The following is a 21,903-nucleotide window of genomic DNA, read 5'->3' as shown; positions in this document are numbered from 1 at the left end:
GGGGGCCCCCGCCGATAGCCAGGAGTTGCGTGCAATGACCGAGGCGGAGCCGCAGGCCGGGCCTCAGCCGGAAACCGCCGGGCCGCCGAGACGGCGCTGGATACTCATCCATCCCCTGGTCGTCCGCATCACGCATTGGATCAACGCCTTCGCGATCGTCTGCATGGTCATGAGCGGCTGGCAGATCTACGACGCCTCGCCCATTTTCAACTTCGTTTTCCCGCCTTGGATGACGCTCGGTGACTGGCTTGGCGGCGGCATCGCTTGGCATCTCGCGGCGCTGTGGCTGCTGGTCGTCAATGGCCTCGTCTATATCAGCTACGGCTTCGCGAGCGGCCATTTCAGCCGCGACTTCTTTCCGCTCAGCGCACGGCAGGTGCTGCTCGATATCCGCTCTGCCCTCACCTTCAACCTCAAGCATACGCCGGGCGTCTACAACGCGGTGCAGAAGCTGCTTTATGTCGCCGTCCTGTTGCTGGGCGTATTGGCCGTCATCTCTGGCCTCACCCTGTGGAAGCCGGTGCAACTGCCCTGGTTCGCCTGGCTGCTCGGCGGCTACCCGACGGCGCGGGTGATCCATTTCTTCGCGATGAGCGGCATCGTCGGTTTCGTCATCATCCATGTGGCGCTCGTCATCATCGTGCCGCGCACGCTGCCGACGATGATCACCGGCCGCGCCCGGCTGCGTCCCGGCGAGGAAATCGTCTGATGACCCGCAAGGAACGGCTCGCCCTGACCGAGGCTTTCCGCCCGCAGTTGCGCAAGGTCGAACGGCGGCTGATGTTGAAGTCGAGCCTGTCGCTCGGCGCCCTCACCCTCCTCACCGGCTGCGATCTCGCTGATGGCGACGTCACGGATCGTGTGCTCTGGGCCATGCTGCGGTTCAACGACCGGGTGCAGGCGCTGCTGTTCAATCCTGTCGTCCTGGCCAAGACCTTTCCGCCAAGCCGCATCACCAAGCCTTTCCGCTTCAACGCATTCTACGACGAGGACAGCGTCCCCGACGTCGATGGCGGGGCCTGGAAGATGGCGGTGTCCGGCCTCGTCACCGACAAGACGCCGTGGGATCTGAAACGCCTGCGCGCCTTGCCGCAGGAAGGCCAGATCACCCGGCATATCTGCGTCGAGGGCTGGAGCCAGATCGGCCAATGGAGCGGCGTGCCGCTTCACATTTTCCTCGAACGCGTCGGCGCCGACACGCGTGCGCGTTACGTCGGTTTCAAATGCATCGACAAATATTATTCGAGCATCGACATGGCGAGCGCGCTCCACCCGCAAACCATCCTCGCGCTCGATTTCGAGCAGCAGCCCTTACCCGCCGAATTCGGCTTCCCCGCACGGCTGCGAATCCCGACGAAGCTTGGTTTCAAAAACCCTAAGCACATCGCTGAGATTTACGTGACGAACACGAACCCGGGCGGCTATTGGGAGGACCAGGGATATAACTGGTTCAGCGGCAGCTAAGCCCCAAATTCGGGACACGCCGCTGAGGTACGATTCAGAAGCCAGACTGCGCTGAACGATTCGGGTCAGCAACTTCAGAAACTCGACTGACTTTTCGTCTATTCGGGGTTTTTCTGGAGGATGGCCATGTCGGATCATGTCAGCGGTAGCAAGCGACCCTTAATCACCACGAATGAAGTTCCGATCGCGGGCGCGCCCTTTGCGCCAACCGCAGGGACGACGGCAATGCGGCCCACGATCCAGACAGCGTTCAACACACAATGGATTCGATTGGACACACTCGGTGTTCCCATCATGCACGAAGATGCGAGGGGCTGGATCATAGAAATGGCCCAACGGCACCTCCCGAAGGAACAACCGAAGAAATGGTCGTTGAGTCTAATCAAAAAATTTTCGGACGAACTAGACTTCGGAGTGACCGCCAGAGATGTCACCCTTCTACATCAAGCAGCCTAAGGTCTAAGGAGCGCCAACAACATAGAGTTTTCCGGCCAAGCTTCACATATGTTGGACTACCCAGGTCGTCAATCACTCAACGCCGTAGTCGGCGAGACCGCTGACCCGAGCGTACAAAAGAGAATCGAACGACTTGGGGCAGGTCTATCGGGAAAGGAGATGGGCCACTTTGACCTTTACTTCGGAAGAACAGGTCAAGAACCCGCGAATCAGATGATGCGATACATTTCAGAGCATCCGGAATCGAGGACGATTGACAACCGTAAACTCGTACCGCACCTGAAGGCCCTCGGAGAGAAAATTGGCGACAATAATATACACAAGATTCTCGCGGCAGTGCCTGAATTCTTTGAATTATCCGAGGGCAAAAAATTAACGGTCAAAGACGTGCTCATGCCTGATCACGCTTTTCGGCTCCGCGGGCAACCTTTAGCGTTGCCTTCTTTGGGACCAACGGCCAATCAGATTTCGAATGTCGCGCCGAACGATCCCATCATCATTGCGAAGCGGCGATTAGGCAGTCTCAATCTGCCGCCGGCGAAGCATTCGGCTTCGTACACGCCAAGGACGACCACCGAGCTGTTCGAAAACCCACAACCAACGACCTTAGAGACTAACCAAAGCCCCTCGCTCGTCGTTAGACCGATACCTTTGTACCATGGGAATTGGCCCAGCCGAACTGCGGAACCTGGGAATGGCCTATTGCCAATGGCTACTTCTGGGTCCACCGGCAACTCTGCTGCGAACTACTTCCCTGTGGCCAACTCCGAAACTGTCAGTACACCGGGGGCTCTGCCTCCTCCACGGATCAGCTCGATATACCAGCCCACGCTCTTCCCACCACCGATCCCGACCGCCCTGCCATTGCCGGTGCCGGTGCCGATTGCCGAAGCATCCATTCCGGTCGGGCAATCGGCTTCACCCGCGATGTTTAATCAAAGTGCCCGGCCTTTCTCGCCACCACTGCCAGCGGCCGCACCGAACGCGCCGCTCGCACCGCCAGACATACCGAAGGCGCCTGGCACAATGCAGTCCTCGACTGACGCGGTTCTCGCCGTTGCGTCGGCCATCGTCCAGCCACCTGTATCAGTCGATCCAACCGCAGCTGCGCCCGTAGTATTTCATCGACCATGGGAGTGATCCCTCACTGACCCCCCACAGTCTCCCGCACCATCCGCCAGCTTGCCTCATCGGGCGTCGCGATGATGCCGTGCGTCGTTTCGGTCGGCGTGTATTGCCGCCCGTCGAGGCGGGCGGAATAGCCGCCCGCTTCCGCATGGATGAGCAAGCCAGGCGCGTGGTCCCACGGCATCATCCGAGCAAACACCGCGACATGCGCGTGGCCCTGAGCCAACAGCCGATATTCGTGCGCGGCGTTGCGATAATCCCAGGTCGAGGCCATGCGCGGCAGCATCGCCAGAGTGTTCGTCCGGAACGGCTCGTCGAAATATCGCCAGTTGATCGCGCCGATCATTTCCTCGAGCGGCACCGGGGCGGCGACCTTCAAGTCGTGGCGCTTGCCTGAGGGCGTCTCCATCCACGCGCCCTCGCCACGCAACGCGAGCGCCGCGTCGTCGCCGATCGGATCGTGGATGACCGCCGCGATGGTCTCCCCGCGCGAAATCGCCGCCACCATCACGCCGAACAATGGCAGGCCCGCCGCGAAATTCGCGGTGCCATCGACTGGATCGACCACGAAAGCGAGATCCGCATCGCCCAGCCGGCCGAGCAAAGACGGATCCGCGGCCGTCGCCTCCTCGCCCACCACCACCGCACCGGGAAACAGCCGCGCGATGCCGGCGGTGATGAAACGCTCCGCCGCCTCGTCGGCATCCGTCACCAAATCCAGCGGGCCACTCTTGGTCCGGACGCCATCGCGGCCGAGCTTGCGGAAGCGAGGCAGAATCTCGGCTTCGGCGGCCTGCCGCATCAGCATCCAGAGGTCGTGCAGCTGCGCGGCGGTTAGTCGGCTCATGATGCGTTTCCTGAGGCCATGCCCTCGAAACGGGCACGGTCGGCGGCCAGCAGCCGCACAGTGAGGTGGATGGTCTCGTCGCCATCGGTGCGGCTGAGCACCTCGCCATGACGATAGAGCCAGGCGAGGCGCGCGCCATCCGATGGGGCAAGGTCGAAACTCGCCACATGCCGGCTTTCGGCGAGCCGCGCATCAATGGCGCGGCTCAGCACATCAAGACCCTCGCCGGTCAGCGCGGAGATGGGAATCGCCTCGTCGCCCTCGACCTGTCCGGGGACCTGGCCGATGCCGCCGAGGAGATCGGCCTTGTTGAGAACATCGATGCAGCGCTTCGGCCAATCGGCATCGAGGCTGCCATCCTTGACCATGCCGTTCAGCACGCCCAGCACATCGGCTTTCTGCGCCGTCGTATCGGGATGGGCGATGTCACGCACATGCAGAATGATATCGGCCTGCGCCACCTCCTCCAGCGTCGCCCGGAAGGCGGCGACGAGCTGGGTCGGCAGGTCGCTGATGAACCCGACTGTGTCCGACAGAATCGCCGGCGTGCCCGATGCCAGGGCGATGCCGCGCATGGTGGGATCGAGCGTCGCGAAGAGTTGATCCTCGGCCTGTACCGTGGCGCCGGTCAGCGCGTTGAACAGCGTCGACTTGCCGGCATTGGTGTAGCCCACCAGCGCGATCACCGGATGCGGCGTGCGTTTGCGCGCCGTGCGATGCAGGCCACGGGTGCGGCGAACCTCGGCGATCTCGCCCTTCAGCCGCGCCATGCGGGTCGCGATGAGGCGGCGATCCGCCTCGATCTGCGTTTCGCCAGGGCCGCCGAGGAAGCCGAAGCCGCCGCGCTGCCGCTCCAGATGGGTCCAGGACCGCACGAGGCGGGAGCGTTGGTAGTCGAGATGGGCGAGTTCCACCTGCAGCGCGCCTTCCCGCGTCCGCGCCCGCTCCCCGAAAATGTCGAGGATGAGGCCGGTGCGGTCGATTACCTTGCACTCCCAGGCGCGTTCCAGGTTGCGCTGCTGGACCGGCGACAGCGCCGTATCCATCACCACGACCGCCACCTCATGCGCCACGAGATCCGCTTTGATGGTCTCCATCTGACCCGATCCGAGCAGCGTCGAGGGCCGCCGCTGGCGCAACGGAACGATCGCCGAATGCGTGAGGATCAGGCCAATCGAGGCGGCCAGTCCCACCGCCTCGGCCAGCCTCGCTTCGGCGGAACGCTTGCTGTCAGAAGCCTCGGCACGCTCCCAAGGCAGGATGACGGCGGCCCGTGTGCCGGGGCCGGCGGCCTCCTCGTTCACGCACCGCTGACCGATAGCGTCTCCCGCGTTGGCGTGGCGGCCGTGCCCTCGACCTTGGCGGCGTCGAAGAGCTGGATCGGCGCCCCCGGCATCACCGTGCTGATGGCGTGCTTATAGACGAGCTGAGTATGTCCATCCCGCCGGAGCAGTACGGAGAAGTTGTCGAACCAGGTGATGATGCCCTGGAGCTTGACGCCATTGACGAGAAACACCGTCACGGGCGTCTTATTTTTACGCACATGGTTCAGGAACACGTCCTGGACATTCTGCGTCTTTTCAGTGGCCACGGTTCTATCCTTTTTGTTGTTGCGGTTTCCGCATAATCCCTCGCGCTATTCAATGCGTGGCAGCGCGGAGAAGCCTCTGTTTATATCAGTCGTCCCTGGGATCAACAGAGCCGGGGCCGCCGGCTCTGCACGGCACGGCTAGCCGCCCCGCGCCCGGCGCCGCTCGGCGAGAAGGATTCCCAGAATTGCCGGGTCTTCCAGAAGGTAGCGCCGGGCCAGCCGCCGAGGCTCCCGGTAGAGGCGATGCAGCCATTCGAGACCGAGCCGCCGCAGCAGCCTCGGCGCCCGAGGCTGCACGCCGGTGAGGAAGTCGAGCGCCGCGCCGATGCAGAGGCCATAGCCACTGACACCCCCGATGCCAGTGATCGCGGCGGCGAGCCGCTCCTGGGCCGGCGAACCCAGTGCGATCAGAGTAAAGCGAGCGGGATGCGCGAGTGCGAATCGCAACGCCAGATCGAAGGCGGCCGGGTCCCGCGCGAAACCCCGCGGCGGCGCGTGATGGGCGATGTGAACCGCGCCAAGCATGGCGCCTAACGCGGGCAAGGCCGCCGGGGCGAGACCAATGATCGTCAGTCGGTCACCCGCTTGAAGATGGCGGGTCAGGAGCGCCTCAACGATATCGGCTCCGGTCGCGACACGCGGCGGGCACAAGCGCAGAAGCCTGGCCAATCGGAAGACAACCACAGAATCGAGGCAGCAGAGCGTTGCCGCCTCGTAGGCCGGCCGCAACTCGGGGGAATGGAGGAGCCGTATGAGGTGATCCGCATTTGGAGTGACGAGGTATCCGAAACACGCATTCTCAGGTCGGCGCGCGATCAGGCCGGCGGCGGCCTCGGCATCCAGATCCGCGAAGCGGAGACCGAGAAAGGCCGTGTCAGACGCGCTCTCGGTCATATCCCCACCGTCATGCCGAGCAGCACCACATCCTCGCCATAGGTGCCGCCCACTCCGCCAGCATGGTCCGAAAGCTCGACCTTCGCTGACATCCGGACATTGCGATCGACCAGCCAGAGCAGGGACAGCCGGCCGGTGGTGATGGTCTGCGTCGTGCCTCCGCTGTAATTGGCGTTTTCGAAGTCGATCCCAGCGTGAAGGATGAGGTTGCGCTTGACCTCATGATCCGCGGCGACCCCGGCGATGGTCGCGACGTAACTGCCTTCGCCCTCGTCGGAGGCGTCCTCGATGCGGCGGATGAGGGCGGCGTGCCAAGTCGTCCGCTCCGTGGGCTGCCAGGTCAGCGCGGCCTCGGCCAGGGGGGCGATCCGGCTGTTATACGCCGAGCTGCTGAAGCTGCGGCCTCCAGCGCCCACAGCGACCCGCCAACCCCAAATGCCGTCGAGGTCATGCGCGGTGCCGACCAACACCGACCCGCCGGTGGAATCCCGCGAAGGCTCGGCCGTGCCACCCGGCCCCGCCGTCGGATCCGTGTACGAGGTGTCAGTGCCTCGCAGGATGAGGAGCGCGCGATCAGGATCGCCGACGCTCGTCAGGCCTGTGGAGGCGGTTAGGCCTGCCTCATAGACGTTGCGGTCTCGGAAAGATTGCGGCGCTGCGATGCCGTCGATGCTTGTGCTGCCGAAAGCGTAGCGCGTGACGTCGAAACTTGGGGTCAGGTCGAAACGCCCTGCGGGCAGCGCTCCGCCAAGCCGCAGGGTATCGACCGTGAAGGGCAGCGGCTCCGCGAAAGCTGCGGCATCCAGATCCGTATCCGTCTCGTGCAGCGAGAGATGCGCAACGGCGACAGTCATCTGCCCGAAGGACAACGGGATTGCGCTGCCAACCGCCGCCGTCCAATCAGTTTGCGACTGGGAAGGATCGCCGGTGAGTTGCTGGTGGTTGAGCGACAGGTTAGCGACGTAACCCTGATCACCCGCGAAATCAGAGAGCGAAAGCGTGCCGGAAGTATCGAGCGTGGCGCTGCCGCGTTGCCCAGCCAGCACGGCGCTGTCATAGCCGAAGCTTTGCGTCAGTTCAGGATGCAGCAAGGCCGAGCCGAGACGGATCGATTGCCAATCGGTGTCGTCATGAATGCGGGATGTGACCGAGACCCCCGGCGCACCCCCGAAACCGGGAACATCCGCCGGATAGACACCTTCGATAAGCTGAGCGGTAGCCGGCAGCGTCGTCGAGACCGCTGCGGCGACAGCCATTGCGGCGAGGCGGCAGCTGCGGCGCGATGGCAATGAGGCGTTGAGCATGCCAAGACGCTATCATTTTCGTTCTTGAAACGATACGTTATTGGTTCCTAAACCGGAACGTAACTCATGTCGCCACCGGCCCCGCTGGTCGCTTCGCCCCTCCTCTCGGTCGTTATCTGCACGCATGACCGCGTATCGTCGCTCGCCGCTTGTCTGCGGTCGCTGCCGCGCCGGGATTGGCTCGACATCATCGTCGTGGACAGCGGCTCCGACGCCAAGACGGCGAGGCAGATCGGCCGCCTCGCCGCCCGCGAGGGCGTCCGATTGCTCCGCCAGACGACACCGGGCCTCAGCATCGCCCGCAATCACGGCCTTGCCGCGGCCCGCGCCGAATGGGTCGCTTTCCTGGATGATGATGTCCGCGCCGCCCTCGGCTGGGCCGAGGCCGTGCTCGACGGCACCTCCGCCCTGCCGCCACTGGCCGCCGCCGCCGGTGGCCCGATCCGGCCGCTGCCCGGGCAGCAAATTCCGGACTGGTGGCCAGCCGAATTGCGGCCCTGCCTCTCCCTGATCGACTGTCAGAGGTCGGGGCGCATCGGAGACAGCGATTTGCCGGCCGATCTCACGGTGTTCGGCGCGAATATCGTCTTCCGCGCGGTCGCCCTGCGTGCCATCGGCGGCTTTCCCGAGCGGCTCGGTCGCAACGGCAGGTCGCTCGCCTCCGGTGAGGAGACTTTCACGCTCCACAGGCTGCTGCATTGCGGGCAGCAGATTCACTTCCTGCCACGGGCCGCGGTCGCCCATGTGATCGAGCCCGAACGTCTCACGCCGGGCTGGCTGATCGCGCGACAATTTTCCAGCGGCGCCTCGGAGGCTCAGATGCTGGAGCTTCTGGCCGAGGGCGAGCGGGCGCGGTCGAAGGCGCGTCGCCTCGCCTTTCGCGCCATCCTTCTGGCGCCGCTGGCGCTGTGGCCGAGGCGCGGGGCACGGCTTCTCCGCATGCGCTGCCGCCTCGCCTTCGCCTGGGGTTTTCTCAACGGCTACCGCGCCTGACACGCGCCCGCGCCCCAACCCCCTGTCAGCCAGCGCGCGCCGCGCCGACCTTGAACGCGGCAAGATTTTCGCGATTTTGCTCGTGGTGCTCGGGCATCTTGTGGCGCGGCAGGAGCCTGCCGGATTGCAGTGGTACGAACCGCTGCGGGCCGTGCTTTACAGCTTCCACATCGCCTTCCTCTTTTATCTCAGCGGCTACGCGACCGGGCTTTCGGGCAGCGATCGGCGAAGCGGCGGTGCCTATCGCCTGATGGTACGGCGACGCGGGGCAAGGTTGCTGCTGCCCGCTTTGCTTTTTGGCCTCGTCATTCTCACCGGCAAGCTTGTCGCGGCGCGTTTCATCATGGTCGACAATCTGCCAGCGAGCCCATGGAGCGGCGTGATTGATCTAGTTTGGCATACCGACCGCAGCCCGGCGCAATCGGTCTGGTATCTCGTGGTTCTCTTCATCTTTGTGGCCGCGACCCCGCCACTTCGTCTCGCTCTTGGAGACCGAGGCGGTTTCGCCTGCGCCCTCTCCTTGCTCGGCCTCGCCGGTCTGTCGTTGGTCTCGATGCCTCGGCTGCTCTATCTGCATGGCGTCTGCGGCAATGCCGTCTTCTTCGCGGCGGCGAGCAAAGACGCGAACTGGACGCCTTGGCTTGACAGTAACCGCCGAGCACTGACCTGCGGCCTGCTCGTCGCGCTCGCCGCTATGCTCTTCCTGGATGTCGCCGCGCCGGGTGGGTTGCCGACATCTCTGCGCCGACTGGCGACGAGCCTCATTGCATTGCCCGCACTGCACGCCCTGATGCGCGGACTGCCGCCGCGCGCCGAAGCCGTACTCGATGCGCTCGCTCCCTACGGCTTCGCGATCTACCTGCTCAATACGATTTGCATCGGCCTCGCCAAGGGCGTGCTGATGCTCGCTTTGCCCTGGACCACCGCGAATTTCCCGCTCTACGCGATCCTGCTGACAATCGCTGGAATCGCCGGACCTGTGATCGCCAAGCGGCTTCTCATTCGTCCGCTGCCATTGCTCGACCGCATGACCGGCTGATCGCCCGACCGCCCGTGAGGATCATCGCCATCACCGGCAGCCAGACGATGCGGGACTGGTAGCGCGCATGCGGACCGGACAGCGCGCCAAGCAACGCGGCATTCGCGAGCAACGCCAAAAGCACCGTCGCACAGAATCCTGCCGCCAAACGATCACGTCGCCAAAACGCCACCAACGCCAGCATGCAGCCGAGGATACAAGCGACGGCGATCGCTTGCTCCGCCGCGCGCCACCAAGCGGGCAAGCCGAGCATCCCCAACGTCTGGCGCGCGGCAGTGTACGTGACCCGATCGAGCGGCAGGTCGCGCGCCACGGCACGCCCGGCGGTTAGTGGCCAGGGTTCGAGCTCGTCGCGCGTTGCCGTGCCAAAGGTCGCGAATTGGCGAAACGCATTGTTCGCCGCCGCCCGGATCACCATCCCCGGTGCCTCTTTCAGGCTCCTGCGGACGATCTCCCCCGCCTCTCGCGTCAGACGCTTCGGCCCACCCGCCGCATAAAGCGGACTATCCGCCCGCCACAGGAAATCATCGGCTGTTGCCGGTAGTGCGGTCCGAAAACGGCAGAGTTGCCATCCTGCTTCCGGGCAATCGCGCCGCAGAGCTAACCGCGCCGGCCCGTCGCCCAACAGCCGGGCGAGGAGAAACACATCGCCATAAGGCGACAACGCCAGCCGGCCATGGCCGATGAGATTGGCGCCGAGCAGCGCGCCAATACCCAGCGCCGGTCCTACCAGAAGTTGCAGCACCGCGCCGCGCTTGTGCGCGACCCGACCGCCGAACAGCCGCCGAATCAGCCACAAGCCGACGCCCAAAAGCGTTGCGATCGGCCAGTTCGCCTGATGGCAGGCGATGGCGCCAGCAATCAGCAATGCGAGTGCCCAGCTCTCGACGCGCCGAAGCCCCCCCGGCCGCACCAGCAACAACCAGAGCGCCGCCGCCATCAGTGCCGTGAGAAAGTCCGGCATGATCTCGGCCGTGACCCAGGGCAAAGCCGTGACCAAGCTGAGCACCGCCGCCAAAACCGGCAGGCTCCAAGCGTCAATCTCCGGCCATAACATCCGCCGCAGCAGATGCAGAATCCAGCCCGTCAGCAGCCCTTGCGCCAAAACCACCGGCCACAGCGAGAAACGCAGCGAAACGAGCATCACCGCCAGCGCATAAAACGGCGGCCGGTCCCAGCCGAGGTGCCGCTCCACGACCTGAGACACATACGTGCCGCTATCCGAGAAGAGCAGCGGATAGCCGTTCCACAGCGCCGGCCAGAGCAGCCAGGGCTGGCACGCCAAGATGGGCATGAGGCTCCGCCTCACGCCACACCCCGCGCCGAAGACGGAAAGCCTATTCCGCGTAACCTTCCGGATGGTCGAGCCGCCAGCGGTAGGCGGTCGCGACGATCTCGTCGAGATCCGTGAAGCGAGGCGCCCAGCCGGTGTCGCGCTGCAGCGCGGCGGCGCTCGCTACCAAAGCCGGTGGATCGCCAGCTCGCCGGCCACCTTCCACCAACGGAACCGCCCGTCCGCTCACCCGCTCCACCGCCGCGATCACCTCCCGCACCGAATGGCCATGGCCGCTGCCGAGGTTGAAGGTGGCGCTGCGCGTCTCCAGCAGATCGAGCACCGCCGAATGCGCCGTAGCGAGGTCGGAGACATGCACGTAGTCGCGGATGCAGGTGCCGTCCGGCGTGTCGTAATCCGAGCCGAAGACGGTGATCGGTGGCCGCCGCCCCAAAGCCGCGTCGATCAGCAGCGGAATGAGATGGGTTTCCGGGTCGTGATCCTCGCCCAGCCGCCCCTCCGGATCCGCCCCCGCCGCATTGAAGTAGCGGAGCGCCGCCGAGCGCAGGCCGAAAATGCGATCCGCCCAGACCAGCGCCCGCTCGATGATGTATTTGCTCTCCCCATAGGGCGAGCCTGGATCGATCGCCTCGCTCTCGTCGATCGGCAGCCGCTCGGGGGCCGCGAAAAGGTTGGCAGTCGAGGACAGCACGAAGCGCATCACCTGATGGCGGCAGGCGGCCTCGATCAGCCGCAGCGCTTGAAGGCTGTTCTCCTCGAGGTAGCGGAACGGCTGCTGCATGCTCTCGCCCACCAGCGAGAGCGAGGCGAAATGGAACACCGCGTCGAAGCGCGTGCGGCTGAAGACTTCCTCGAGCGTCGAAGGATCGCCCGCCTCCCCCACCACCAGCCGGATACCATGCGGGACAGCGGCTGCATGGCCTTGGCGCAGATTGTCCAGCACCACCACCTCCGCCCCCTGATCGGCGAGATGGGCGACGAGATGGCTGCCGACATAGCCGGCGCCCCCCGTGACCAGAAAGGCGCGGCCGTTCATCGCGGCCGGCTCCTGTGGGCCGCCGCTTGCGGACGAAAATACATCGGGTGCTATTCCCTGAAATAGGCAGCGTAGCGCCGGGAATAAACGTCCGATTCTGCCGAGCCCGTCAACGCGGCATCGTGAATCGCGACCCGCGTCAGCACCGAACCGAGCAGCCGCCCGGCCTTATGCGCCGCCGCCTCGGCGAGCAGCGCCGCCGCGCGGGCCACGACATGGCGCGGCGTATCGTGCCACCGCAGGCAGAGCACCACGCCATCGGCAAGCCCCGCGAGCAGCAGCGCATCCGGACCTGCCAGAGCGGGCGGACCGTCCAGGATCACCAGGTCAAAGTTGAGCCGCCAGGTCGCGGCGATCCGCTGGAGCTCGGGCGAGGCGAGGCCGGCCCCGGCGATCTCGCTGACTTGGCCAGCCGATATCACCACGAGCCCGGTATCGGGCTCCCGCGCCATGGCGGTGCCAGGATGCGCCTCGCCGGTGATGAGTTCTGCGAGCCCGACCTCGCTGGCGCCCATCAGCCGCGCCACGGCGGGACGCACCCAATCGCAATCAACCAGCAGAACACGCTCCCCGGCCGCCGCCGCGAGCCGTGCCAGACCGATAGCGAGTGTCGTCTTGCCCTCCTCCGGCCGCGCCGCCGTGATGAGCAGGATGCGTGAATCCGATGCCGCCGCCAGGCGCACTCGCAGCGCGCGGAGCTGCGCGGCAAACAGTGACTGCGGGTAGACCAGGGCGAAGTCCTCGGGCGCGGCCCGGCGCCGCTGCCGGCGAGTAAGTGCCGGAATCGTGCCGAGACATGGCAGGCCGAGCAGCGCCTCCGCCTCTTCCTGACTGCGCACTGTCGTGACCGTCAGCTCGCGCAACCAGCCAAGACCGAGGCCGAGCACAACGGCTGCCGCTACAGACGCGCTCATGAGCAAACCGCGCTTGGGCGAGGATGGCGACAACGGCGGCACTGCCTCGGACAGCACGCGGGCATCCGGCGCCTGAAGCAGGCTGGGCTGTGCCGATTGCTGCAGACGGGTCAGCACCGACTGCAACAGCGCCCGCGTCGCCACGGCATCCTGCTGCATCGCCGCCAAGGCCACATTGGCATGCGCCTCCACAGCACTTTTGTCCCGCAGCGTCCCGAGTTCGGCGCGGAGGGCGGCCACGCGCGCGGCCGAGGCCCGGGCATCGGCGGTGATGCCGGACAGAACGCGCGCGGTCTCGGCTCCGGCGGCGCCACGCAGCGCGTCCCGCTGGTCCCGCAACCCCCGAAGCAGCGGATGATTAGGGCCAAGCCGGGCGGCGGCCGCGTCATAGGACGCTTCGGCATTCGCCGCTGCCTCCCGCAAAATGGCGGCGCTCTGGGCAAGGCTGGCGGCGGCGGTACCGCCGGAGCCATGGAAGATCGCCTGGCGGCGCGCCTCAGCCGTGGCGAAATCATTCTCGGCCTGGATGAGGTCGGCGCTCAGCCGGCTGACCTCCTCGGTCCCAAGCGTCGCCTGCACGCCTTCCAGCAGGCCATGCCGGGCGCGATAGGTGGCGATCCCGGCGTCCTGAGCCTGTGCCCGCGCACTGAGTTCGGCGGCGCGGGTGGCGAGCCAGCCATCGGCCGCCCGCAACGCCACTTCCTTCTGGGCGAGTCCCAAGGCGATGTAACCGTCCATGGCCGAATTAACGATCGCCGCGGCCAGGGCCGGCTTGCGCGCCGTGAACGAGACCTGAAGCACGCGCGAGGAGTTCAGTGGCACGACTTCGAGGCCGCGAAGCAGCGCAAGCTCGACGACGGTCCGGCGGTGTTCGGGATCGGCGGGAGTGCGTTGTTGCAAACCGGCCGAGCGCGCGAAGTCCTGGTCGTTGGCGAGCCCAAGGGTCCGCGCGACGCCTTGCGCGACCGCAAGGCTGCCCAGGATCTCGGCCTGGCTCGCCATGACAGCATCGGTCGTGGGATCGCTGCGCAGGATGCTCTGCAGCACTTCCGGGGCGTAGCCGGACGGGTCGTAGAAAACAGTGCCCGACGCCGTATACATCGCCGGCATGCGCGACACCGCGACCGCGGCGAGCGCGGGGACGATGACCACCGGCGCCACCACAAGCCACAGATGGCGCCGCAATCCGGCCAGCGCGTTGAGCAGCGGCGACCTCGGCAGAAGCCGTTCCGGCCGGGTGTCGTGCTCGATCTCGACCGCGCCGTCGGGCAAAGGGGCGGAGGGCGGGTAGCGGCCAGCCTCCGCAGACATTCAACGCCCCCGACACCGTGTCATTCCGTTCCGGAGTCATCACGAAATCTAGGCGCGAACAAGGGAATTAGTTACTAGACCATTATGTTTTTCCTTACGCTACCGTGGCGCTACTCCACCCTCGCGGCTGCCCTCGCCGTATCACTCGCCGGCTGCGGCATGGCGGGGTCCGATCTGCCGCCGCTGCCGCCGCCTGCGGTCACGCCTTACCGGCTCGGCGCGGGCGACCGCGTCCGCGTGATGGTCTATGGCGACAAGGAACTCTCGGACAGCTTCGCCATCGCGGACGATGGCTCCGTGTCTCTGCCGCTCGCGGGCACGGTGCAGGCATCCGGGCGCAGCACCGCCGCCGTCGCCGCGGGCATCGCCACCGCGCTGAAGAGCCGCGGGATGATGCTCGACCCTTCGGTTGCAGTGGAGGTCGAGAGTTACCGTCCCATCTTCATTCTCGGCGAGGTCACGAAGCCCGGCCAATACCCTTACGAGCCTGGCATGACCGCGATCGCCGCCGTTTCGATCGCGGGCGGCTACACCTACCGCGCCATCGAGGCCTATGTGGGCATCCTACGCAAGGAGGGAACGACCGCGGTCACCGGCCGCGCGCAGCCGGAGGACAAGGTCGCACCCGGCGATGTCATCACCGTCTATGATCGTCGTTTTTAGCGCGTGCTGATCTACTATTCGACCCCGCCCAAGAGATCCGTCATGGCACGCGCAGGCGTGCCATCCACGCCTTCCCTTCGTCACGCAAGCAAAGGCATGGATGCTCGGCCTTCGCCGAGCATGACGATGGTGGAATAAGTGCGCTTCCAACCAGCAACCTGCCGCTCTAGCGTCCCGCGCATGGTTGCGCCCCGAACCGGGCTGAACGAGAAGGCAAGGACCACCAACCCGGAGCCCGTCATGTTCACCCTCGCCGTCTGCGCCGAGATGGTTTTCCGCGATCTTCCCATCACCGAGCGGGTGCGGCGCATCGCGGATCTCGGTTTCGACGTCGAGATCTGGGACTGGACGCGGCATGACATCGATGCGCTGAGCCGCACCGGCGTCACCTTTTCGTCCATGACCGGCTACGTCACCGGCACGCTCGCCGATGATGCTGGCGCCGATGAGCTGCTACGCACCGCCGAGCAATCCCTGCCGGTCGCCGCGAAGCTCGGTATCCCTCGTCTCAACCTGCACGGCACCGGCCTCGACAACCAAGGACTGCCGGTGGTCGTGGCCCATGAGACGACGCCCGCGATGTGGCTGAAGGCCCGGCACACGCTCGACCGTATCGCTGATCTTGGGGAACGCGCGGGGGTCGTGTTCTGCCTGGAGAATCTGAACAATGCCGTCGATCATCCCGGCGTCCCCTTCGCCCGCGCCGCCGATACGCTGGCGCTGGTGGAATCGGTGGGGCGGCCGGGGCTGCGGCTGATGCTCGACCTGTACCATGCGCAGATCGGCGAGGGGAATCTCATCGAGCTGCTACGCCGGGCGGCGCCCTTCATCGGCGAGATCCAGGTCGCCGATGTGCCCGGCCGCTGCGAACCAGGCACCGGCGAGATCAACTACCCGGCAATCGCCCAGGCGCTGGCGGCGATTGGCTATCGCGGCACGATCGGCCTCGAAGCCTGGGCCTCGGGCGATGACGAATTGGCGCTGCGCCGTTTCCGCGAGGCTTTCACGCTGCCAGTCGGGACCTGAGCGATGCGTCTTGCTGGGCTGGCGCCTCTCCTGTTTCTGACTCTCGCCGCAGCGGGTGGCTCACCCGCGCCCGGCCCCTTGCGGATCATCGGCGCGAGCACCGGCTGCATCGCGGGTGCCCATGCGCTGCCGCCCGAAGGCCCCGGCTATATCGTGATCCGCGCCGGGCAGAGCAGCTTCTGGGGCGCGCCCAATACGCTGCGCGGGATTTCACTGCTCGCGGCGGAGGCCCAAGCCGATGGGCTATCGGAACTCTACATCGGCGACATTTCTGGCCCGCGCGGCGGCCCGCTTGCCGGGGGTCACATCGCGCATCAGCGCGGGCTGGACGTGGACATCTACCTCGACACGGATCCCAAGCCACGCCTCGCGCCGTGGCAGATGGAGAACCTGACCCCGCCAGCCCTCGTGGCACCGGGATCGGCGATGGTCGATCCATCGCGATTCTCCGCCGCAACGGTCGAGCTCATCCGGCTGGCGACGGAGTTGCCGGGGCTCGACCGGCTCCTCGTAAACGCGGCGATCAAGCGCGAACTTTGCGAAACTGTCACGGGGGACCGCAGCTGGTTGCGTCGTGTCCGGCCCTGGTGGGGCCATCGGGCGCATATGCATCTGCATTTCGCCTGCCCGCCGGGCCAACCGCTCTGCGTCGATCAGGCGCCGGTGCCGCCGGGGGACGGATGTGGGGCGAGTCTGGCCTGGTGGTTTCCGCCCTCTGGCGGAATACAGCCGCCGCCGCCCGGCGGTGGGGTTCCACCGGCAATGCCGGTCGCCTGTGACGCCATCATCGGGCGAAGCGCGGCGCCCCCGCCGGGTGCGGAAGCAAACTGAAACGCAAAACAAACGTCGACAGCCACGAGGCGCTTCCGCGCAGCGTGGCTGGTATTTCGGGCTCAGTGAGGCGGGTTAGGCGAAGCTTACTTAATTTTAGCTTCGCGGAACTCGACATGCTTGCGGGCGACCGGGTCGTATTTCTTCATCGCCAGCTTGCCGGTCTGGGCGCGTGTGTTCTTTTTCGTGACGTAGAAATAACCCGTATCCGCTGAGGAGACGAGTTTGATCTGAACGGTATTCGACTTGGCCATGATTCCACTTTCCGCCGCCCGGCCTCATCCCGCCGCGATAGGGCGGCGAAGAACCGGACATGATATGCCCATAACAAGGGCGCCACATGGGGCATCACCCCCTGTCAGGTCAAGCTGGATCGGCGCAGAGCCGCCTCCAATCGCCGGCATCGCGTCCGCCAGTGTCTAGGACGGGCTTACTCCCCAGCCAATTCGCGTCGTCTGCGGTCAAGTTCCTCAGTGTAGCGGCGCAAAGCATGCTGCTCGGTGAGGAGCCCGATGACGTGGCGCGACTCCTTCGAATCGACCACCACCAGCGCGTCGCTCTCCGCCTCCTCGAAGATCACGATGGCGGTCTTCACTGTCATCTGCGGAGTCAGCATCTCCTTCTCGAAATGCAGGATATCGCCCACCCGGTCCACGGCGAGGTCGGGGCTATAGGCCTCCGCGGTCTGCACGATCCCGGCATAGCGATCGGCGTCATCCACCACGACCACGCGATGGGTCGAGCCGAGCGGAAAGTCCCGCCGGAAGGCGGCGAGCGTCATATCCGCGTGGATCGTCCGTATATCCCGCCGCATCATCCGCCCGACGCTCAGCGTATTGACCCAGCCGATATCGACGGCGCTGCGGATCGCCTCGCCCCGCAGATGGAAGCGCCAGGTGGCGAAGGAGTAGCCGAAGGTGCGCCGCGCCGTGACCGAGGACACGATGACCGCCGCCAGCACCGCGATGGTCAGCGGAAAGCTGCCGGTGGTTTCCAACGACAGGAAACACATGGTGAGCGGCCCGCCAATGACGGCGACCGCCATGGCGCTCATGCCGATGAGGCCATAGACCACCGGCGGCAGCACCGGTCCCACCGAGAGTAGCGTGAGGACATCCGCGAAACACTTCCCCACCAGCGAGCCCAGGAACAGCGACGCAAAGAACAACCCGCCGCGAAAACCCGAGCCAATCGACACCGCCGAAGCGAGCGACTTCAGCACCAGCGCCGTGCCGACCAGCAAAAAGGGATAGTCGATATCGAGCCCGTCCCGCAGAGCGCCATGGCCCGAGGACAGCACCATCGGCGTCACCATCCCGCAAAGACCGACGATGAGCCCCCCCACCATCGGCCGGGACCACACTGGCAGCGGACTGCGGCGGAACAGATCCTCGGCGATGGTCACGCCGCGCATGATGGCGATGCCGATCAGGGCGCAGATGATGCCGAGCGCCAGGATCGGAATGAACTGCGTCAGCGGAATATCCGTCGGCAGCGGCAGGTCAAAAGGCTGCACGCCCCCCAGCAACCAGCGCTGCACGAAGACCGCCGTCAGCGAGGCAACGACCACGGGGGCGAGGATGCCGACCGAATAGGTGCCGATGACCAGCTCAATGCCATAGAAGGCGCCGGTCAGCGGCGCGTTGAAGGCGGCGCCGATCGCCGCGGCCGCGCCGCATCCCACCATCAGCCGCAGGTCGCTTCGCCGCAGGCGGAAGCTGCGCCCGATGCGGGACGCCAGCGCCGATCCCATCTGCGTGTAGCCCGCTTCCAGACCGACGGAAGCGCCCACGCCGCAGGAAATCAGCGTCTGCCCGCAAACGACCAGGCTGTCGAGCATCGACATGCGCCCGCCATAAAGTGCATTCGCCTCGATCGGATCGATCGCCCGGCGGGGGCGCCAGCGCGCGAGCGCCAAGGCCAGCAGACCCATCACCAGCCCGCCGATTGTCGGCACTAAGAGCAGCCGAGACAGCGGAACAGAGGCCGCCGAACTCAGCCGGCCGCCGCTGGGCAGCTCGAACAAGTTTTCGTGCATCACCTGGATGATACCGTTCATCGCAACGACAACACTGCCGGCGCACACGCCAACGATCGCCGCGAGCACGGTGAGCCAGAGCTCGTCCGCGCGGACGAGGGCCCTGAGAGTTTGCGGCGCATGCAGCACCCAGTCGCCGAAGGGCCGGCGCTGGCGGTTGCTTAGGGTTCGGGTGGACATCGGCAGGCTCTCATCGCCGCGCCGGTTCTATCGCGCGTCGCGGATCCAATAGCGCAAATCTCTGTGGAGAGAATAAGGAGCGGCTGCCCGATCACCGCCTTAGAGTAAAATAATCGCCTTCCAGGTCTCGCCAGACGAAAAAGGGCCCCGCGAAACCGCGGGGCCCTTTCATCTCAGGTCGAATCCTCAGCGGAGTCGCGTCGTCACAAGTTTCGTGCGGCTGTGAACGACATGACCAGGAACACCACAAAAACGACCAGGAAGATGAAGAACAGAATCTTCGCGATGGACGCCGCGCCCGCCGCTATCCCGGTAAACCCGAAGACACCTGCGATGATGGCGATGACCGCGAAGATGAGCGCCCATTTCAGCATGACGAACACCCCATGTTTTCAATGCGGCTCACGTGGGGCGGCCCCTAGCTTTTGTCCAGGTCGCCGAACATCGTTTGGAAGCGCGGCGAATAGGTCCCCGCAGCGGCACCGCGCGGCAGCAGAGCCACCGGCGCGCCGCCCTGCCACTGGCTCGCACAAGCGAAAGCGCGCGTGTTCTGGCCCCCGGTGCCGAACACCGCGCCCCAGCCATCGGCCAGCGTGCCCTCGGGAAGGTCGAGCTTGCGCACCACGGCAATGAGCTTGTCCCGATCAGGGGAACCCGCCAGAGCCAGCGCCTCCAGGCAAAGCCGCGTGCCGGCGTAATGCGCGAGGCTCTCACCCGATCGCGGCGGACCGCCATAAGCCGCCGCATAGGCCTGGGCGACAGCAGCCGCCTGCGGCGCGAAACGCTGATCGACCCGATAGGGCGTGGCACCGATGGTGACCGTGCCATCGAAGGTGCCTCCGACCATCGTCGCGGTTTCACTCGATTGATAGGCGTCACTGGTGCCGATCAGCATGCGCGGCTTCCAATGGATGGTCTCGAGCGCGTTGTAGAACAACACCACCTGATCGACGTCGCCGTGATGGATGACGACATCGGGACGCAATGTTTGCAGGCGCCGCGCGATGCCGCTGAAATCGGCGGTGTCGGCCTGATAGGCGATCGCCTCCGGCGCGGGCATCTTGCGCGCCAGGGCCCCCGCGTTGATGAGCTGCGCCATCGTGCTGCCGTTGGTGTCGTTGCCAAAAACTACCGCTATGCCGATCGGTGTTCTCTGTGGTGGGCCGAAGCTCGGCTGAAACTCGGTCGCGACCTGCAGCGCCCGATCGGCGATCGCATTCGCCGTCTCGCAAACGCGCACCAGATAGCGAAAGCCCCGCGTGGTGATGCCGGGAGCCGTCGCGCTCAGCTCCCAATACGGAATGCCGGAACCCTCGCCGACCTCGGTGGCGCCAAGGCTGAGCGTGCTCGCTCCGGTGCCGAGGATGAGAACCGGCGGACCCTCGGTGATGAGCCGCCGCGCTTCCGCCACCGCGCGATCCGGATCCGCGGCGTTGCCAGTGACCAGTTGCACCGGCCGTCCCAAAACACCGCCAGCCTGGTTGCTGAGGGCTACCGCGAGCCGGACCCCGCGCAGGCATTCGTCACCTTGCGCCGCGAGCGGGCCGGTTGCCGGAAACAGGGCGCCGATCCGCAGCGGCTGCACCCTGCCAGCGGCATTGCGCGGCACCGTCTCGCCAGCGTGAGCCAGCAACGGCGCGGCCACGCCCGGCAGCAGGCCGAGACCCGCCAGGCCAAGACCGGCCAGCACGTCGCGCCGTGGCCTGGACATCGGGTTTCCCTTCGCGTTGAGCGCGGCGACCGAGCCGTCAAACCCGTTCATGCACGACGCCGCTCTTGACGCAACCGGCGCGCTCCGAAATCAAGGTAATGGGCGCGTGGCGAGCCGCGTCACCCGCTGGAGGACGAAGCATGACACTCCCAACCGAAATGCAATTCATTGTGGTCGAACAGCCCGGCGGGCCGGAGGCGATGCTGCTGCGGACCGCGCCCGTTCCGGTTCCCCAGGACGGCGAAGTTCTCATCCGTGTCGAGGCGGCGGGGGTCAACCGGCCGGATATCTCGCAGCGCCAGGGCCATTACCCGCCGCCGCCGGGCGCCAATCCCAATCTCGGCCTCGAAGTCGCGGGCACGGTCGCGGCTATCGGCGCCGCGGTGACGGGCTGGGCCGAGGGCGATCGGGTTTGCGCCCTCGTCAACGGCGGTGGCTATGCCGAATACTGCGTGGCGCCGGTCGGCCAATGCTTGCCCTGGCCGCGCGGGTATGACGCTTTACAGGCCGCCGCATTGCCGGAAAACTATTTCACCGTCTGGGCAAATCTGTTTCAGGCCGGTCCGTTCGGCGCCGGTGACAGCGTGCTCATCCATGGCGGCACAGGCGGCATCGGCATCACCGCCATCCAACTCGCCCAGGCTTTCGGCGCCGTGGTCTTCACTACCGTCGGCAGCGCCGACAAGGCGCGCGCCTGCGAGCGCCTCGGCGCCCATGCCGCGATCAACTACAACGAAGCCGACTTCGCCGAGGAGATCACGCGCCTGACCATGCATCGCGGCGTCGATGTCATTCTCGACATGGTCGGCGCCCCCTATTTCGCACGCAACATCGCGAGCCTCAAGAAGGATGGACGGCTCCAGATCATCGCCTTCATGCAGGGCAGCACGATCGAACGTGTCGATCTGCTGCATATCATGACAAAGCGTCTGGTCGTCACCGGCTCGACGATGCGGCCCCGCAGCGCCGCGGAAAAGGCGGCGGTGGCGCAAGGTCTGCGCGAAAAAGTTTGGCCGCTGCTGGATGAAGGCCGCTGCGCGCCAGTGATCGAAACGAGCTTTCCCTTGGCCGAGGTCGCGGCGGCGCATCGCCTGATGGAGACGCGCGGACATATCGGCAAGATCATGCTGCGCGTCCCATGAGAAGCCGGCAGGGACGGTCGCGCACCCTCGCGTCCTGGTCG

22 protein-coding genes are annotated in these 21,903 nt (G+C 65.8%); 10 read left to right on the top strand and 12 right to left on the bottom strand.

All coding sequences use genetic code 11. From position 1 onward, the window contains the following. The first annotated feature begins 34 nt into the window (after nt 1–34). From GSQ83_RS06210 to GSQ83_RS06195, 4 genes are all read left to right on the top strand, one after another. Nucleotides 35–709: a cytochrome b/b6 domain-containing protein gene (locus GSQ83_RS06210; RefSeq protein ID WP_158802024.1), complete on the top strand. Its 675-nt coding sequence runs from the start codon at nt 35–37 to the stop codon at nt 707–709. Next, the gene (locus GSQ83_RS06205) at nt 709–1,464 is read left to right on the top strand and encodes a molybdopterin-dependent oxidoreductase (RefSeq protein ID WP_158802023.1); all 756 of its coding nucleotides are present in this window, start codon (nt 709–711) and stop codon (nt 1,462–1,464) included. Before GSQ83_RS06210 ends, GSQ83_RS06205 begins: the two co-directional genes overlap by 1 nt. A gap of 126 nt (nt 1,465–1,590) precedes the next feature. Continuing rightward, nucleotides 1,591–1,920, top strand: a complete 330-nt coding sequence (locus tag GSQ83_RS06200) for a hypothetical protein (protein ID WP_158802022.1) — start codon at nt 1,591–1,593, stop codon at nt 1,918–1,920. A gap of 159 nt (nt 1,921–2,079) precedes the next feature. Next, nucleotides 2,080–3,060, top strand: a complete 981-nt coding sequence (locus GSQ83_RS06195) for a hypothetical protein (protein ID WP_158802021.1) — start codon at nt 2,080–2,082, stop codon at nt 3,058–3,060. 4 nt (nt 3,061–3,064) lie between these two features. Here GSQ83_RS06195 and GSQ83_RS06190 read toward each other — a convergent pair whose 3' ends face one another. The 5 genes from GSQ83_RS06190 to GSQ83_RS06170 all read right to left on the bottom strand — a co-directional run bounded on the left by GSQ83_RS06190 (nt 3,065) and on the right by GSQ83_RS06170 (nt 7,684). Then, complete coding sequence (locus tag GSQ83_RS06190) at nt 3,065–3,895, bottom strand: inositol monophosphatase family protein (protein ID WP_174246634.1); 831 nt, start codon at nt 3,893–3,895, stop codon at nt 3,065–3,067. Further along, a complete protein-coding gene (gene hflX / locus GSQ83_RS06185) occupies nt 3,892–5,199 on the bottom strand; it encodes a GTPase HflX (protein ID WP_158802020.1) in 1,308 nt (435 codons plus the stop codon). Before hflX ends, GSQ83_RS06190 begins: the two co-directional genes overlap by 4 nt. Next, on the bottom strand, nt 5,196–5,486 hold the full coding sequence (hfq, locus tag GSQ83_RS06180) for an RNA chaperone Hfq (RefSeq protein WP_158802019.1): 291 nt from the start codon (nt 5,484–5,486) through the stop codon (nt 5,196–5,198). The genes hflX and hfq overlap by 4 nt, the downstream gene beginning before the upstream one ends. A gap of 138 nt (nt 5,487–5,624) precedes the next feature. Then, the gene (locus GSQ83_RS06175) at nt 5,625–6,380 is read right to left on the bottom strand and encodes a WecB/TagA/CpsF family glycosyltransferase (protein ID WP_158802018.1); all 756 of its coding nucleotides are present in this window, start codon (nt 6,378–6,380) and stop codon (nt 5,625–5,627) included. After that, nucleotides 6,377–7,684, bottom strand: coding sequence for an outer membrane beta-barrel protein (locus GSQ83_RS06170; RefSeq protein WP_158802017.1), 1,308 nt, complete (start codon nt 7,682–7,684; stop codon nt 6,377–6,379). The genes GSQ83_RS06175 and GSQ83_RS06170 overlap by 4 nt, the downstream gene beginning before the upstream one ends. A 66-nt stretch (nt 7,685–7,750) precedes the next feature. Between GSQ83_RS06170 and GSQ83_RS06165 the strand changes: the two genes are divergently transcribed. Both GSQ83_RS06165 and GSQ83_RS06160 read left to right on the top strand, forming a co-directional pair. Continuing rightward, entirely contained in the window at nt 7,751–8,677 is a 927-nt protein-coding gene (locus GSQ83_RS06165) for a glycosyltransferase family 2 protein (RefSeq protein ID WP_158802016.1), read from the top strand. Nucleotides 8,678–8,699: 22 nt separating this feature from the next. Then, on the top strand, nt 8,700–9,716 hold the full coding sequence (locus tag GSQ83_RS06160) for an acyltransferase (RefSeq protein WP_256367217.1): 1,017 nt from the start codon (nt 8,700–8,702) through the stop codon (nt 9,714–9,716). On the opposite strand, the gene GSQ83_RS06155 is transcribed toward GSQ83_RS06160, so the two are convergent. Genes GSQ83_RS06155 through GSQ83_RS06145 form a run of 3 tightly spaced genes read right to left on the bottom strand, consistent with a single transcriptional unit; the run spans nt 9,676 to nt 14,271 of the window. After that, complete coding sequence (locus tag GSQ83_RS06155; protein ID WP_158802014.1) at nt 9,676–11,010, bottom strand: hypothetical protein; 1,335 nt, start codon at nt 11,008–11,010, stop codon at nt 9,676–9,678. The two genes, GSQ83_RS06160 and GSQ83_RS06155, sit on opposite strands and share 41 nt — an antisense overlap. Nucleotides 11,011–11,053: 43 nt before the next feature. After that, nucleotides 11,054–12,046, bottom strand: a complete 993-nt coding sequence (galE, locus tag GSQ83_RS06150) for a UDP-glucose 4-epimerase GalE (protein ID WP_158802013.1) — start codon at nt 12,044–12,046, stop codon at nt 11,054–11,056. Nucleotides 12,047–12,096: 50 nt separating this feature from the next. Then, nucleotides 12,097–14,271, bottom strand: a complete 2,175-nt coding sequence (locus GSQ83_RS06145; protein WP_158802012.1) for a hypothetical protein — start codon at nt 14,269–14,271, stop codon at nt 12,097–12,099. 84 nt (nt 14,272–14,355) lie between these two features. On the opposite strand from GSQ83_RS06145, the gene GSQ83_RS06140 reads away from it, so the two are divergent. The 3 genes from GSQ83_RS06140 to GSQ83_RS06130 all read left to right on the top strand — a co-directional run bounded on the left by GSQ83_RS06140 (nt 14,356) and on the right by GSQ83_RS06130 (nt 16,791). Further along, complete coding sequence (locus GSQ83_RS06140) at nt 14,356–14,934, top strand: polysaccharide biosynthesis/export family protein (protein ID WP_158802011.1); 579 nt, start codon at nt 14,356–14,358, stop codon at nt 14,932–14,934. A gap of 240 nt (nt 14,935–15,174) precedes the next feature. After that, nucleotides 15,175–15,960: a TIM barrel protein gene (locus GSQ83_RS06135; RefSeq protein ID WP_158802010.1), complete on the top strand. Its 786-nt coding sequence runs from the start codon at nt 15,175–15,177 to the stop codon at nt 15,958–15,960. Between the two features lie 3 nt (nt 15,961–15,963). Continuing rightward, entirely contained in the window at nt 15,964–16,791 is an 828-nt protein-coding gene (locus GSQ83_RS06130; RefSeq protein WP_158802009.1) for a penicillin-insensitive murein endopeptidase, read from the top strand. An 86-nt stretch (nt 16,792–16,877) separates the two neighbouring features. Here GSQ83_RS06130 and rpmG read toward each other — a convergent pair whose 3' ends face one another. From rpmG to GSQ83_RS06110, 4 genes are all read right to left on the bottom strand, one after another. Beyond that, nucleotides 16,878–17,045, bottom strand: a complete 168-nt coding sequence (rpmG, locus tag GSQ83_RS06125; protein WP_158802008.1) for a 50S ribosomal protein L33 — start codon at nt 17,043–17,045, stop codon at nt 16,878–16,880. A 176-nt stretch (nt 17,046–17,221) separates the two neighbouring features. After that, on the bottom strand, nt 17,222–19,009 hold the full coding sequence (locus tag GSQ83_RS06120) for a chloride channel protein (RefSeq protein WP_158802007.1): 1,788 nt from the start codon (nt 19,007–19,009) through the stop codon (nt 17,222–17,224). Between the two features lie 203 nt (nt 19,010–19,212). Further along, nucleotides 19,213–19,383 (bottom strand): DUF1328 family protein, encoded by a 171-nt coding sequence (locus tag GSQ83_RS06115; RefSeq protein WP_158802384.1) that lies wholly within the window; start codon nt 19,381–19,383, stop codon nt 19,213–19,215. Nucleotides 19,384–19,427: 44 nt separating this feature from the next. After that, on the bottom strand, nt 19,428–20,771 hold the full coding sequence (locus tag GSQ83_RS06110; protein WP_158802006.1) for an ABC transporter substrate-binding protein: 1,344 nt from the start codon (nt 20,769–20,771) through the stop codon (nt 19,428–19,430). An 89-nt stretch (nt 20,772–20,860) separates the two neighbouring features. On the opposite strand from GSQ83_RS06110, the gene GSQ83_RS06105 reads away from it, so the two are divergent. Beyond that, complete coding sequence (locus GSQ83_RS06105; RefSeq protein WP_158802005.1) at nt 20,861–21,862, top strand: NAD(P)H-quinone oxidoreductase; 1,002 nt, start codon at nt 20,861–20,863, stop codon at nt 21,860–21,862. Nucleotides 21,863–21,903 lie beyond the last annotated feature (41 nt).

The organism is Acidisoma sp. L85 (assembly GCF_009765865.1).
Classification (GTDB): domain Bacteria; phylum Pseudomonadota; class Alphaproteobacteria; order Acetobacterales; family Acetobacteraceae; genus Acidisoma.
The sequence above is the reverse complement of the archived record's forward strand: the minus strand, read 5'-3'. Positions and strand labels throughout refer to the sequence as shown.